Genomic DNA, 12,771 nt, shown 5'->3' on the forward strand with positions numbered 1-12,771 from the left:
GGCTCCCAGTAGACGACTGGGTTGATAGGCCGGATATGGAAGCCCTGTGAGGGGTGGAGTTGACCGGTACTAATAGGCCGAGGGCTTGTCCTCAGTTGCTCGCGTCCACTGTGTTGTTCTGAAACAACGACCCGCCCGTGTCCATGGGTGTGCGGTTGACAGTTTCATAGTGTTTCGGTGGTCATAGCGTGAGGGAAACGCCCGGTTACATTCCGAACCCGGAAGCTAAGCCTTACAGCGCCGATGGTACTGCAGGGGGGACCCTGTGGGAGAGTAGGACGCCGCCGAACAATCATTGCTGAAGAACCCCCATCCGGGATCCGGATGGGGGTTCTTCGCATTTCCGGGCCGACCTCGTCAATCGCCGCCCCGAGGGCTCCCGGACCCCTCCCGAACGACCCCCGCCGAGTGGCTGGTTCGCCGTCAATATGCCGCTAAAACCGCCTGATCAGCGCACTGATCAGCGGAAAATCGCGTCGCACGCCGTAGTCTCGAAGGCGAGGGGAACAGGTGTCCGGGGTGTCTCCCGGGCCGGTCCGGATCAAGAATGGTGCTCATGGGACGAGGCAGGCTGCGGATCTACCTCGGGGCCGCCCCCGGGGTCGGCAAGACGTACGCCATGCTCGCCGAGGCGCACCGGCGGCAGGAGCGTGGCACGGACGTCGTGGTCGCGTTCGTGGAGGACCACGGTCGTCGGCGGACTTCCGACATGGTCGCCGGCCTGGAGGTCGTGCTGCGCCAGCAGGTGGTGCACCGCGGCGCCCGGTTCTCCGAGATGGACCTGGACGCCGTCCTCGCCCGCCGGCCGCAGGTGGCCCTGGTGGACGAGCTGGCCCACACCAACGTCCCCGGCTGCCGCAACGCCAAGCGCTGGCAGGACGTCGAGGAGCTGCTGGCGGCCGGGATCGACGTGGTCTCCACCGTCAACGTGCAGCACCTGGAGTCGCTCGGCGACGCGGTCGAGGGCATCACGGGCGTGCGCCAGCGCGAGACCGTCCCGGACGAGGTGGTCCGCCGGGCGGACCAGATCGAGCTGGTGGACATGTCCCCGCAGGCGCTGCGGCGACGGCTGGCGCACGGCAACGTGTACGCGCCGGAGAAGATCGACGCCGCCCTCGCCAACTACTTCCGCCCGGGCAACCTGACCGCGCTGCGCGAGCTGGCGCTGCTGTGGACCGCGGACCGGGTGGACGAGTACCTCCAGAAGTACCGCGCCGAGCAGGGCATCGAGGGCACCTGGCAGGCCCGGGAGCGGATCGTGGTGGGCCTGACCGGCGGGCCCGAGGGGGCGACGCTGATCCGCCGGGCGGCCCGGATCGCCGCCAGGGTCTCCGGCGGCGAGCTGCTCGCCGTGCACATCTCCCGCTCGGACGGGCTGGTGGGCTCGGGTTCGCCGCAGACGCTGATCGAGCAGCGCGCGCTGGTGGAGAGCCTCGGCGGCTCCTTCCACGCGGTGCTGGGGGACGACCCGGCCGCCGGGCTGCTGGACTTCGCCCGGGGGGTGAACGCCACCCAGATCGTGCTGGGCACCAGCCGGCGGCCCGCCTGGCAGTACCTGTACGGGCCGGGCGTCGGCACCACGGTGACCCGGGAGGCCGGGGACATCGACGTCCACATGGTCACCCACGAGCACGCCGGGCACGGTCGGCGCGGCAAGATACCGATCCGCCGGATCACCGACCTGGGCCGTACCCGGACGGTGGCCGGCTGGCTGATCGGGCTGGTCGGCCCGCCGCTGACGGCGATCGTGCTGGCCGCGATCGGCGGCCTGGGGCTCTCCACCGACATGCTGCTGTTCCTGTCGCTGACGGTGTGCGCGGCGCTGGTCGGCGGTCTGCTGCCGGCGGTCGGCTCGGCGCTGGTCGGCTCCTCGGTGCTGAACTACTACTTCACCCCGCCGCTGCACACCTTCACCATCAACGAGCCGCAGAACATCATGGCGGTGGCGATATTCACCGTCGTGGGCATATCGGTGTCGTCGGTGGTGGACCTCGCGGCCCGGCGTACCCAGCAGGCGGCCCGCAGCCAGACCGAGGCGCAGACGCTCAGCGCGCTGGCCGGCACGGTGCTGCGCGGCGCGCCCAACGGCGACGGGGTGCTGACCGCGCTGATGGAGCAGGTCCGGGAGACCTTCGGGCAGGAGAGCGCCGCGCTGCTGGAACGGCCCGACAGGCTCACCGCCTGGGCGCCGGTGGCCGCCGCCGGGCCGCGCCCGCCAGTGCGGCCGGAGGAGGCCGACGTGGACGTCCCGGTCGGCGACAACCTGGCGCTGGTGCTGCGCGGCCGGGTGCTGCCCGGCGCGGACCGCCGCCTGCTCGGCGCGTTCGCCGCGCAGGCCGCCGTGGTGCTGGAACGCCGCCGGCTGGCCCGGGAGGCCGCCGAGGCCCGTCGGGAAGCCGAGGGGAACCGGATCCGGACGGCCCTGCTGGCCGCCGTCTCGCACGACCTGCGCACCCCGCTGGCGGGCATCAAGGCCTCGGTGACCTCGCTGCGTTCGGCCGACGTCGACTGGGACCCGGAGGACGAGGCCGAGCTGCTGGCCGGCATCGAGGCCGGGGCCGACCGGCTGGACCACCTGATCAACAACCTGCTCGACATGAGCCGTCTGCAGACCGGGACGGTCACCCCGCTGATCCAGGAGACCGATCTGGACGAGGTGGTGCCGTTCGCGCTCGGCGGGGTGCCGCCGGAGTCCGTCCGGCTGGAGGTGCCGGAGTCGCTGCCGATGGTGCGGGCCGACGGCGGGCTGCTGGAGCGCTCGCTGGCCAACCTGGTGGAGAACGCCGTCAAGTACAGCCCGGGCGGGGTCAGGGTGCTGGTCAAGGCCGACGAGCTGCGGCAGCCGGGGGTCCCGGCCCGGGTCGAGCTGCGGATCGTGGACCGTGGCCCGGGCGTGCCCGAAGACGCCAAGGAGAAGATCTTCGCGCCGTTCCAGCGCTATGGCGACGCGCCGCGCGGCGCCGGGGTGGGCCTCGGACTCGCGGTGGCGCGCGGCTTCGTCGAGGCGATGGACGGTACCGTCACCGCCGAGGACACCCCGGGCGGCGGCCTCACCATGGTCGTCAGCCTGCCCGTGGTCGAACGGCCGCCCGAGACGGGGGAGCCGGGCGGCGACGGCGGCGATCCGCTCGCGGAGCTGATCACCTGAGCACGGGCGGCGCACCGGCCAGCCCGTCGCGCTCCCGGCGCCGCGTCAACCAGAGCAATCGAGCAGTCCCCAGTCCGTAAGTCAGACAGCCCCGAAAGGCGGAGCCCGTAAATGACCCGGGTCCTCGTCGTGGACGACGAACCGCAGATCGTCCGCGCGCTGGTGATCAACCTCAAGGCCCGCAAGTACGAGGTGGACGCGGCCCATGACGGCGCGAGCGCGCTGGAGCTGGCCGCGGCCCGCCATCCGGACGTGGTCGTCCTCGACCTGGGCCTGCCCGACATGGACGGGGTCGAGGTGATCCGCGGCCTGCGCGGCTGGACCCGGGTGCCGATCATCGTGCTGTCGGCCCGGCACGCCTCGGACGAGAAGGTCGAGGCGCTGGACGCCGGCGCCGACGACTACGTGACCAAGCCGTTCGGCATGGACGAGCTGCTCGCCCGGATGCGGGCCGCCGTGCGGCGGGCCGAGCCGGTGGCCGGGGAGGCCGACTCGCTGGTCGTCACCGAGTCCTTCACCGTCGACCTCGCGGCCAAGAAGGTCAACCGGGACGGCGCGGACGTCCGCCTCACCCCGACGGAGTGGCACCTGCTGGAGGTCCTGGTCCGCAACGCCGGGCGGCTGGTCAGCCAGACCCAGCTGCTCCAGGAGGTGTGGGGCCCGGCCTACCGCACCGAGACCAACTACCTGCGGGTCTACCTCGCCCAGCTGCGCCGCAAGCTGGAGCGCGACCCCTCGCACCCGCGCCACTTCATCACCGAACCGGGCATGGGATACCGGTTCGAGAGCTGACCGCGACCGCCCCCGGCGGCCGGACGACCTGCCGTCGGGGGGCCGGAACCCGGTACCCTTCCGACATGAGTGGTGACAACAGCAGCGGCCAGCCGCAGGGGCGGTTCCGCCGCATGCTCAGTCGGCTGACCTCCTCGGCCGAGGAACTGGACGCCGAGGAGCTGCGCCAGGAGACCGCCGCGGAGTCCGGCTGCACCCCGATCGCCGGCTGCGGGGACCGCGAGCTGGTCACCGTCGCGGGCACGCTGCGCACGGTGACGCTGCGGCCGAGGGCGGGTGTGCCCGCCCTGGAGGCCGAACTCTTCGACGGCACCGAGGCACTGGACGTGGTCTGGCTCGGCCGCCGCTCGATCGTCGGGATAGAGCCCGGCCGCCGGCTGGTCGCCAGCGGCCGGATCGGTCACGCACGCGGGCGCCGCGTGCTGTTCAACCCCCGCTACGAGCTGCGTCCGGTCGGACACGGGAGCGAATGAGCGTGAGCAACCAGCCCGGCGGCGAGACCGCCGCCCAGCTCGACCCGTCCGTCGACCACGCGGCCGCGGAGGCCGCCCGCAGGGCCGCCTCCAAGGAGGCCGCCGACACCGTGCTGCAGGCCTTCGGCGGCATCCGCGGCATGATCGACATGACGCTGCCCGGCCTGGTCTTCATCGTCACGTACAACCTGACCCACCAGGTCAGCACCGCGGCCTGGGCCGCGCTGGGCCTGAGCGCCCTGTTCGTGGTGGCCCGGCTGGCGCGCCGGGAGACCATCCAGCACGCCTTCAGCGGCGTGTTCGGCGTCGCCCTCGGCGCCTGGATCTCGATGAAGAGCGGCAAGGCCGAGGACTTCTACCTGCCCGGCCTGCTCTGGAACGTCGGCTACTGCGTCGCCCTGGCGACCTCCGCCCTGGTGCGCTGGCCGATGATCGGGGTGATGCTCGGCCCGATCACCGGCGAGATGTTCACCTGGCGCAAGGAGAACCCGGGCCGCCTGGCCGCCTACACCAAGGCGACCTGGGCCTGGGTGGTGATCATGGGCGCCAAGCCGCTGATCCTCTTCCCGCTGTACTTCACCCACAACGTCAACCTGCTGGGCTGGCTGAAGGTCGCCCTCGGCATCCCGCCGCTGCTGCTGGCGATGTACGTGACCTGGCAGATCCTGCTGAAGGCGCCGCCGCCGATCAAGGCGCAGCTGGACGAGGAGGAGCCGGCGAAGTAGCCGCCTCCCGGCCGCCGAGCAACGGGCGAAGGGCCCGCACCCCGACGAGGGGTGCGGGCCCTTCCGCCGTACCGCCGGGGCTACTGGGCGCCCGAGGTGCCCGAGAGCAGCTGCTCCAGCTCCTCCTCGCGCTCCTGCGCGGCGACGAAGAGCAGCTCGTCGCCGCCCTCCAGGGTGTCGTCCTTGCCGGGCACCAGCACCCGGCCCTCGCGGATGATGGTCACCAGCGCGGTGTCCTGCGGCCAGGTCACGTCGCCGACCCGGGTGCCGACCAGCTCGGCGTCGGACGCCAGGGTCAGCTCGACCAGGTTGGCGTTGCCCTGGCTGAAGCGCATCAGGCGGACCAGGTCGCCGACGCTGACCGCCTCCTCGACCAGCGCGGACATCAGGCGCGGGGTGGAGACGGCCACGTCCACGCCCCAGGACTCGTTGAAGAGCCACTCGTTCTTGGGGTTGTTCACCCGGGCGACCACCCGCGGCACCGCGTACTCGGTCTTGGCGAGCAGCGAGACGACCAGGTTGACCTTGTCGTCACCGGTCGCGGCGATCACCACGTGGCAGCGCTGGAGCGCGGCCTCGTCCAGCGAGGTGATCTCGCAGGCGTCGGCCAGCAGCCACTCCGCCATCGGGACCCGCTCCACCGAGATGGAGTTGGGGTTCTTGTCTATCAGCAGGACCTCGTGGCCGTTCTCCAGCAGCTCGCCCGCGATCGAGCGGCCCACGGCACCGGCCCCGGCAATGGCGACCCGCATCAGTGACCCTCCTCCTTCGGCCCCTGCGCGAACGCGGCCTCGACGGCCGTAAGGTCGGCCCGGCGCAGCATCACGTGGACCAGGTCGCCCTCCTGCACCACCATCTGCGGCGAGGGGAGCACGCCCTCGCCGAGCCGGGTGACGAACGCCACCCGGGTGCCGGAGGCCTCCTCCAGCTGGCTGATCCGGTGGCCGATCCAGCCCGGGTGGTACGCGACCTCGGCGAGCTGCACGCCGCCGCTCGGGTCCTGCCACAGCGGCTCGGCGCCGCTCGGCAGCAGCCGGCGCAGCATCTGGTCGGCGGTCCAGCGGACCGTCGCCACGGTGGGGATGCCCAGGCGCTGGTAGACCTCGGCGCGGCGGGGGTCGTAGATCCGGGCGGCGACGTTCTCGACGCCGAAGTTCTCCCGCGCGACGCGCGCGGCGATGATGTTGGAGTTGTCACCGCTGGAGACCGCGGCGAAGGCGCCGGCCTCCTCGATGCCCGCCTCGCGCAGGGTGTCCTGGTCGAAGCCGACGCCGGTCACCCTGCGCCCGTTGAACCCGGCGCCCAGTCGACGGAACGCGGTCGGGTCCTGGTCGACCACGGCCACCGAGTGGCCCTGTTTCTCGAGTGCTCTGGCGAGGGCGGAGCCCACGCGGCCGCAGCCCATGATCACGATGTGCACCGGCGCTTACCTCACCCGTCCCGAAAGGGCCTTGACCTGCGCAAACACCGTTCAGCTCCGTTTCCCGCCCGGTCGTCCGGGACGAGGTTCCTCGTGGGGGCGCCGACCCGGCAACGCTCGACAACCAGAGTGTTGCCCGCCGACTCGTATCCGACACGCTAGCCGGTCCACCGAACACAGTCGCGACGAAGGGGGGGACAAACGGCGCAGCCTTGACCGGGGAGCCCCTACGATTCCTTAACGTGCCTATGCCGACTGACCTTCCGAAACGCATCCTGATCGGGCGCGCCCTACGCAGCGACAAGCTGGGCGAGACGCTTCTGCCCAAGCGTCTCGCGCTGCCCGTGTTCGCCTCGGACGCGCTCTCCTCGGTCGCGTACGCCCCCGAGGAAATCCTGCTCACCCTCTCCGTCGCGGGCGCTTCGGCGATCCACTTCTCCTGGCAGATCGGCGTCGTCGTGGCGATCGTGATGCTCGCCGTGGTCGCCTCGTACCGGCAGAACGTGCACGCCTACCCCAGCGGTGGCGGTGACTACGAGGTCGCGACCGTCAACCACGGTCCGGCCGCCGGTCTGGTGGTCGCGAGCGCGCTGATGGTCGACTACGTGCTCACCGTGGCCGTGTCGACCACCTCGGGCGTCGCCAACGTCGTCTCCGCCGTGCCCGCGCTGCGCGGCCACGAGGCGATCGTCTCCGTGGTCGTGGTCGTGCTGCTGATGGGCATGAACCTGCGCGGCGTGCGGGAGTCCGGTAGCGCCTTCGCCGTTCCCACCTACGCCTTCATGGTCGGCGTGATCGGAATGGTCGGCTACGGCGTCTTCCGGCATTTCGCGCTCGACCAGGACATGCCCGCCGAGAGCTCCGGCTTCCACCTCGCGGCCACCCCCGGCAACGACTCGCTGGCCGGTTTCGCGATGGTGTTCCTGCTGCTGAAGTCCTTCTCCTCGGGCTGTGCCGCGCTCACCGGTGTGGAGGCGATCTCCAACGGCGTGCCGGCCTTCCGCAAGCCCAAGAGCAAGAACGCCGCCACCACGCTGCTGATGATGGCGAGCATCGCCGTCGTGATGTTCATGGGCATCATCTGGCTGGCCCGGCTGACCGGTGTCCAGATGGCCGAGAACCCGGCCGAGCAGCTCGGCGGCGCCGCGCCGGACTACCACCAGAAGACCGCGCTGGCGCAGATCAGCGAGGCGGTGTTCAACAACTTCACGCCCGGCTTCTACTTCGTCGCGGCCGTCACCGGTCTGATCCTGGTGCTCGCCGCCAACACCGCCTTCAACGGCTTCCCGGTGCTCGGCGCGATCCTCGCCCAGGACCGCTACCTGCCGCGCCAGCTGCACACCCGCGGCGACCGGCTGGCCTTCTCCAACGGCATCATCCTGCTGGCGATCGCCGCGATCCTGCTGATCCTCGCCTTCGACGCCGACCCGAACCGGCTGATCCAGCTCTACATCGTCGGCGTCTTCGTCGCGTTCAACATGAGCCAGTCCGGCATGATCCGGCACTGGACCCGGCTGCTGCGCACCGAGACCGACCCGGCCAAGCGCCGCCACATGCAGCGCAGCCGGGCGATCAACGCCTTCGGCCTGGTGATGACCATGGCCGTGCTGATCGTCGTGCTGGTCACCAAGATCGGCCACGCCTGGATCGCGATCGCCGCGATGGCCGTGCTGTTCGTGATGATGAAGGGCATCCGGCGCCACTACGACCGGGTCTCCCACGAGCTCACCGCCGCCGAGGAACCGGACGACGTGGTGCTGCCCACCCGGGTGCACGCGATCGTGCTGGTCTCCAAGCTGCACAAGCCGGCGCTGCGCGCCCTGGCGTACGCCAGGCTGGCCCGGGCCCACACGCTGGAGGCCGTCACGGTCAACGTCGACCCGGCGGACACCGCGGCGCTGCGGCGGGAGTGGGACGAGCGCGGCATCGAGGTGCCGCTCAAGGTGCTGGACTCGCCGTACCGCGAGATCACCGGGCCGGTCCTGGACTACGTGAAGAACCTGCGGCGCAGCAGCCCGCGGGACGTGGTCTCGGTCTACATCCCGGAGTACGTGGTGGGCCACTGGTACGAGCACCTGCTGCACAACCAGAGCGCGCTGCGGCTCAAGGGGCGGCTGCTGTTCAAGCCCGGGGTGATGGTGACCTCGGTACCGTGGCAGCTGGAGTCCTCGGAGCGGCGCAGGCCGCAGAAGGCCTGGTCGGCGCCGGGCGCCGTCCGGCGTGGCGAGCCGCGGGCGCCGAAGGCCGTAAAGTCGAAGGATTCCGTCTCCACCGGTACGAACGACGCCGGTGACACCTCCGACCGCAGCAAGGACTCCTCCCAGTGACCCGCAACACTCCGCCCCGCTCCTCGGGCTCCTCCGGCAAGGGCGCCCGCCGGGGCGGCTCCCAGCCCGGGCAGGTCTCCCGGCCGCGCTGGGGCCGTCCGGCTCGTCCGGAGGCCACCGACCGCGACGGCCTCACCGCGCGCACCGCGCCGATCGTCCCGGGCGAGCGGGAGGACCGGGAGCCCGCTGGCCAGGAGGCCGCGAAGGGCAAGGGCGCCGCGGGCAAGGGCGCCGCGGGGAAGGCCGCTGCGGGCAAGGCCGCCGCGGGCAGGGGCGGCTCCGGTAAGGGCGGCTCGGGCAAGGACGCCGGTCAGGGCGCCGCCGAGGCCGGCCGGAAGGCGCCGCGCAAGCAGGCGGTGCGGCCGCCCAAGGCGCTGCGCACCGCCGCCGCGCGGCCGTCGCGGCCCGAGGCGCCCTCCGGGGAGCCGCTGGCCGGGCAGCGCTACGAGGTCGAGGTCGGCCCGGTCGCGCACGGCGGCGGGCACTGTGTGGCCCGGCACGAGGGGCGGGTGCTGTTCGTGCGGCACGCGCTGCCCGGTGAGAAGGTCGTCGCGCTGGTCACCGACGGGACCACCACCTCGCGGTTCCTGCGGGCCGACGCGGTGGACGTGCTGGAGCCCGCCAAGGACCGGATCGAGGCGCCCTGCCCGTTCGCCGGGCCGGGCAAGTGCGGCGGCTGCGACTGGCAGCACGTCACCCCGGGCGGGCAGCGCAAGCTCAAGGCGGCGGTGCTGACCGAGCAGCTGGCCAAGCTGGCCGGGCTCACCCCGGCCGAGGCCGGCTGGGACGGCAGCGTCGAGCCGGTCGGCGGCAAGCTGCCGGCCGGGCAGGTGCCGGCCTGGCGCACCCGGGTGCAGTACGCGGTGGACGCCGCGACCGGGAAGGTCGGGCTGCGCAAGCACCGCTCGCACGACGTGCAGCCGGTGGACCGCTGCCTGATCGCCGCCGAGGGCGTCACCGAGCTGGGCATCGAGGCCCGGGACTGGTCGGGGGTGGCGAGCGTCGAGGCGATCGCCGCGACCGGCTCCTCGGACCGCCAGGTGGTGCTCACCCCGCGCGACGGTGCCCAGCTGCCGCTGGTCGAGCTGGACAAGCCGGTGTCGATCGCCCGGGTGGACGACCAGGGCGACGTGCACAAGGTGCACGGGCGCGGCTTCGTCCGCGAACGGGCCGCCGGGCGCACCTGGCGGGTCAGCAACGGCGGCTTCTGGCAGATCCACCCGGAGGCGCCGGACACCCTGGTCGACGCCGTGCTGGACGGGCTGGACCCGCAGTGGGGCGAGAACGCGCTCGACCTGTACTGCGGTGTCGGCCTGTTCGCGGGCGCGCTGGCCGACCGGGTCGGCGAGGACGGCGCGGTGCTCGGCATCGAGTCCGCCAAGCAGGCCGTGGTCGACGCCCGGCACAACCTGGCCGCGCTGGACAACGTGCGGATCGAGTGCGACCGGGTCGAGACGCTGCTGCCGCGCACCGGCATCACCGCCACCGACCTGATCGTGCTGGACCCGCCGCGCTCGGGCGCCGGGCGCGAGACCGTCGCCCACCTGGTCGGCCTGGAGGCGCGCCGGATCGCGTACGTGGCCTGCGACCCGGCGGCGCTCGCCCGGGACCTGAAGTTCTTCCGCGAGGGCGGCTACCGGCCGGTGTCGCTGCGGGCCTTCGACCTGTTCCCGATGACCCACCACTTCGAGTGCGTGGCGATCCTGGAGCCGACCGGGGAGTGATCCCGGGTGCCGGGGGTCATCCTCCGGCGTCGGGAAGCAAGCGAGGGAGGCGGTCACCCGTTCTGGGTGGCCGCCTCCGCCGCATCCGGGCCGGCTGCTCGTTCGCGTCCTGGCCGGGCGCTCGTTCGCGCCGGGCCCGGCTACTCGTTGCGCTCCTCCTCGTCGGCGCTGTGCGGGAGGTCGATGCCGTGCTGGGCGGCGAGCCGCAGGAGCGAGGCGATCCGGCCCTCGTAGGCCTGGACGCCGTCGGCGTCCCCTTCGGCCCGCGCCGCCGCGAGGTCCCGGCGGGCCTGGGCGAGCTGCTCGCGCAGCTCCTGGTCGAACATGGCTGTCATCGGTCGGCCTCCGCACCGGTCGGCGCCCGCTCGGGAACGCAGGGGAGTTCTCAGAGTCCCGGACGGTGCGGCACTCTTCAAGTCCCGCTCGTCCTGGTGGGGGGACCCGGCGGCCGGGGGGCGGGGCCCGGTTCCGGCCGGAGGTGACGACGAGGTTGCGCGGGGGCGTGCGGCAGGTGTGCGGGCGGTATGCACGCGCCCTTGTTGTGCTAGCACTTGAGCGCTAGCTTGAACGGCATGGGTAAGAAGCAGCTGAACGTGCGGGTCGACGCCACGACCGCCGAGATGGCCCGGGAACGGGCGGAGCAGCAGGGGATCTCCATGAACCAGTACATCGAGCGCCTGGTCCAACAGGACATGGGCGAGTCCGGACGGGCCTTCGTGGACGCGGCCGCGCAGTTCATGAAGGAGTACGAGTCGGCCTTCCTCGCCGAGTTCGGGGAGCCGGGCGACCTCCAGGACGTGCGCCGTTGAAGCTGGAGGTCGACCTCTCATGGCTGCTGATGACCGCCGAGCAGTACACACCCGGTGACCCGCAGGTCACCGACTACGGCTCGCTGCTCGCGGCCGTCACCCGACACCAGGCCGAGATCTTCGACATATCGGTCTACCCCGAACCGCAGGACCGTGCCGCCGCGCTGATGCACCAGCTGATCCGGGTGCCCGCGCTGGAGAAGACCAACGAACTCTTCGCGACCGCCGTCGCCTACGCCTACCTGGTCGCCAGCGGGTGCACCGTCGCCACCACCGCCCGCGAGGTGCGCAGCCTCTCCCGGGCCATCCGCGAGGGGCGGCTCGGGGTGTCGGGCGTCGCCGAGCGGCTGGCGGCCTGGGTGGTGGACGAGGCGGAGGGCGAGGGCGTCACCGGGGCGGAGGAGGAGGACGAGGACGACGACTGACCGGCGCCGTCCCCGTCCCCGTCGTGGCGCACCGGGTGCGCCGCCTCAGCCCTGGGGCGAGGCGGGCTCCGCGATCAGGGCGGTCGCGAACCGGCGGAAGCCGGCCCTGCGGTAGATCCGGGCGACGTCCTCGTCGCCGGCGGACAGGAACACCGTCCGTACGCCGGCGGCCCGGGCGTCTGCGACCAGGGCCGCGGTGACCGCGAGACCCAGGCCGCGTCGGCGGGCGGAGGGCAGCGTGCCCACCCCGACCACCTCGGTGACCGGGCCCACCGGGTTGTGCTGGCCCGCGCACACGGGCGCGCCGTCCTCCAGGGCAGCGGCCAGCACGGTGGTGCCGTCGCTGATCCGCCGTGCGATCCGCGCCACCCCGCCCTCGGCCGTCAACGCGGCCGCGCTCTGCGCCAGTTCGGCCGCGCCGGCCGCGCCGGTGGCGGTGCCCGGGCTGCCGAAGGCCACGTGCGGGACGGCCACCGCCTGCGCCAGCTCGGGCGCGTCCGGGCCCAGCACCCGCACCTCCACCCGCTCCGGCAGCACCGGCGCCGGGGCCGGCTCCTCCTGCGCGTCGAGCACCAGCAGCGGGTGCTCGTGCACCGTCAGGCCTGCCGCCTCGACCGCCGCGCGCAGCTCCGGGTTCTGTTCGGCTACCCACTCGAAGGCCTCCGGCACGCCCAGCTCGCGCTGGCGCGCCAGCACCCGGCGGACGTCCTCGGCGGTGGCGGCGGGGCCGTCGTGGCCGAGCGCGGGGCGGGCGTAGTAGTGCCAGCCGGTGTCGCCCTCGCGGACGAAGAGGGTCAGCGGGCCGAAGTCCTCGGTGCGGGTGGCGCTGCGCGGTACGGCGTCGTAGTAGCGCTCGATCTCGTCGAGCAGGGGGCGGTCGGAAGCATGATCAGCAAGGGTCACGGCGTGCATCCAAGCAGGGGCGGGG

Annotated in this window: 12 protein-coding genes and 2 rRNA genes; 10 read left to right on the forward strand and 4 right to left on the reverse strand. The window is 72.6% G+C overall.

The features are described 5' to 3' along the window. The 6 genes from ACFY0X_RS02765 to ACFY0X_RS02790 all read left to right on the forward strand — a co-directional run. Window positions 1-93 (forward strand): 23S ribosomal RNA (locus tag ACFY0X_RS02765); the annotation flags it as partial. Window positions 94-173: 80 nt separating this feature from the next. Further along, window positions 174-290, forward strand: a 5S ribosomal RNA gene (gene rrf / locus ACFY0X_RS02770). A 266-nt stretch (window positions 291-556) separates the two neighbouring features. After that, on the forward strand, window positions 557-3,148 hold the full coding sequence (locus ACFY0X_RS02775) for an ATP-binding protein (protein WP_387748087.1): 2,592 nt from the start codon (window positions 557-559) through the stop codon (window positions 3,146-3,148). 111 nt (window positions 3,149-3,259) lie between these two features. After that, window positions 3,260-3,940 (forward strand): response regulator, encoded by a 681-nt coding sequence (locus tag ACFY0X_RS02780; RefSeq protein WP_049657530.1) that lies wholly within the window; start codon window positions 3,260-3,262, stop codon window positions 3,938-3,940. Between the two features lie 65 nt (window positions 3,941-4,005). Beyond that, complete coding sequence (locus tag ACFY0X_RS02785; protein WP_387748089.1) at window positions 4,006-4,413, forward strand: OB-fold nucleic acid binding domain-containing protein; 408 nt, start codon at window positions 4,006-4,008, stop codon at window positions 4,411-4,413. Beyond that, entirely contained in the window at window positions 4,410-5,138 is a 729-nt protein-coding gene (locus ACFY0X_RS02790) for a DUF3159 domain-containing protein (RefSeq protein WP_387748091.1), read from the forward strand. The genes ACFY0X_RS02785 and ACFY0X_RS02790 overlap by 4 nt, the downstream gene beginning before the upstream one ends. An 80-nt stretch (window positions 5,139-5,218) precedes the next feature. Here ACFY0X_RS02790 and ACFY0X_RS02795 read toward each other — a convergent pair whose 3' ends face one another. Then, the gene (locus ACFY0X_RS02795; RefSeq protein WP_387748093.1) at window positions 5,219-5,890 is read right to left on the reverse strand and encodes a potassium channel family protein; all 672 of its coding nucleotides are present in this window, start codon (window positions 5,888-5,890) and stop codon (window positions 5,219-5,221) included. After that, window positions 5,890-6,558, reverse strand: a complete 669-nt coding sequence (locus ACFY0X_RS02800; protein WP_387748095.1) for a potassium channel family protein — start codon at window positions 6,556-6,558, stop codon at window positions 5,890-5,892. Before ACFY0X_RS02800 ends, ACFY0X_RS02795 begins: the two co-directional genes overlap by 1 nt. Window positions 6,559-6,806: 248 nt before the next feature. Between ACFY0X_RS02800 and ACFY0X_RS02805 the strand changes: the two genes are divergently transcribed. Together ACFY0X_RS02805 and ACFY0X_RS02810 are read left to right on the forward strand one after the other, a co-directional pair. After that, window positions 6,807-8,885 carry an APC family permease gene (locus tag ACFY0X_RS02805; protein ID WP_387748097.1) on the forward strand — a complete coding sequence of 693 codons (2,079 nt, stop codon included), beginning with the start codon at window positions 6,807-6,809 and terminating at the stop codon, window positions 8,883-8,885. Window positions 8,886-9,313: 428 nt separating this feature from the next. After that, window positions 9,314-10,609, forward strand: coding sequence for a class I SAM-dependent RNA methyltransferase (locus ACFY0X_RS02810; protein WP_387749240.1), 1,296 nt, complete (start codon window positions 9,314-9,316; stop codon window positions 10,607-10,609). A gap of 140 nt (window positions 10,610-10,749) precedes the next feature. On the opposite strand, the gene ACFY0X_RS02815 is transcribed toward ACFY0X_RS02810, so the two are convergent. Beyond that, window positions 10,750-10,944 carry a hypothetical protein gene (locus tag ACFY0X_RS02815; protein WP_387748099.1) on the reverse strand — a complete coding sequence of 65 codons (195 nt, stop codon included), beginning with the start codon at window positions 10,942-10,944 and terminating at the stop codon, window positions 10,750-10,752. 237 nt (window positions 10,945-11,181) lie between these two features. On the opposite strand from ACFY0X_RS02815, the gene ACFY0X_RS02820 reads away from it, so the two are divergent. Continuing rightward, entirely contained in the window at window positions 11,182-11,418 is a 237-nt protein-coding gene (locus tag ACFY0X_RS02820) for a toxin-antitoxin system HicB family antitoxin (RefSeq protein WP_049659744.1), read from the forward strand. Further along, on the forward strand, window positions 11,415-11,843 hold the full coding sequence (locus tag ACFY0X_RS02825; RefSeq protein WP_387748101.1) for a fic family toxin-antitoxin system, toxin component: 429 nt from the start codon (window positions 11,415-11,417) through the stop codon (window positions 11,841-11,843). The genes ACFY0X_RS02820 and ACFY0X_RS02825 overlap by 4 nt, the downstream gene beginning before the upstream one ends. Before the next feature lie 45 nt (window positions 11,844-11,888). Here the strand turns inward: ACFY0X_RS02825 and ACFY0X_RS02830 are convergent, their stop codons facing one another. Beyond that, window positions 11,889-12,746, reverse strand: a complete 858-nt coding sequence (locus ACFY0X_RS02830; RefSeq protein ID WP_387748103.1) for a GNAT family N-acetyltransferase — start codon at window positions 12,744-12,746, stop codon at window positions 11,889-11,891. Between the last annotated feature and the right edge of the window lie 25 nt (window positions 12,747-12,771).

The organism is Kitasatospora sp. NPDC001547 (genome assembly GCF_042894165.1).
Classification (GTDB): domain Bacteria; phylum Actinomycetota; class Actinomycetes; order Streptomycetales; family Streptomycetaceae; genus Kitasatospora.

Coding starts and splice junctions, on each gene's coding strand:
- ACFY0X_RS02815 (WP_387748099.1), bottom strand. CDS start 10,944: ATGACAGCCATGTTCGACCAGGAGCTGCGCGAGCAGCTCGCCCAGGCC.
- ACFY0X_RS02775 (WP_387748087.1), top strand. CDS start 557: ATGGGACGAGGCAGGCTGCGGATCTACCTCGGGGCCGCCCCCGGGGTC.
- ACFY0X_RS02820 (WP_049659744.1), top strand. CDS start 11,182: ATGGGTAAGAAGCAGCTGAACGTGCGGGTCGACGCCACGACCGCCGAG.
- ACFY0X_RS02780 (WP_049657530.1), top strand. CDS start 3,260: ATGACCCGGGTCCTCGTCGTGGACGACGAACCGCAGATCGTCCGCGCG.
- ACFY0X_RS02790 (WP_387748091.1), top strand. CDS start 4,410: ATGAGCGTGAGCAACCAGCCCGGCGGCGAGACCGCCGCCCAGCTCGAC.
- ACFY0X_RS02795 (WP_387748093.1), bottom strand. CDS start 5,890: ATGCGGGTCGCCATTGCCGGGGCCGGTGCCGTGGGCCGCTCGATCGCG.
- ACFY0X_RS02805 (WP_387748097.1), top strand. CDS start 6,807: ATGCCGACTGACCTTCCGAAACGCATCCTGATCGGGCGCGCCCTACGC.
- ACFY0X_RS02785 (WP_387748089.1), top strand. CDS start 4,006: ATGAGTGGTGACAACAGCAGCGGCCAGCCGCAGGGGCGGTTCCGCCGC.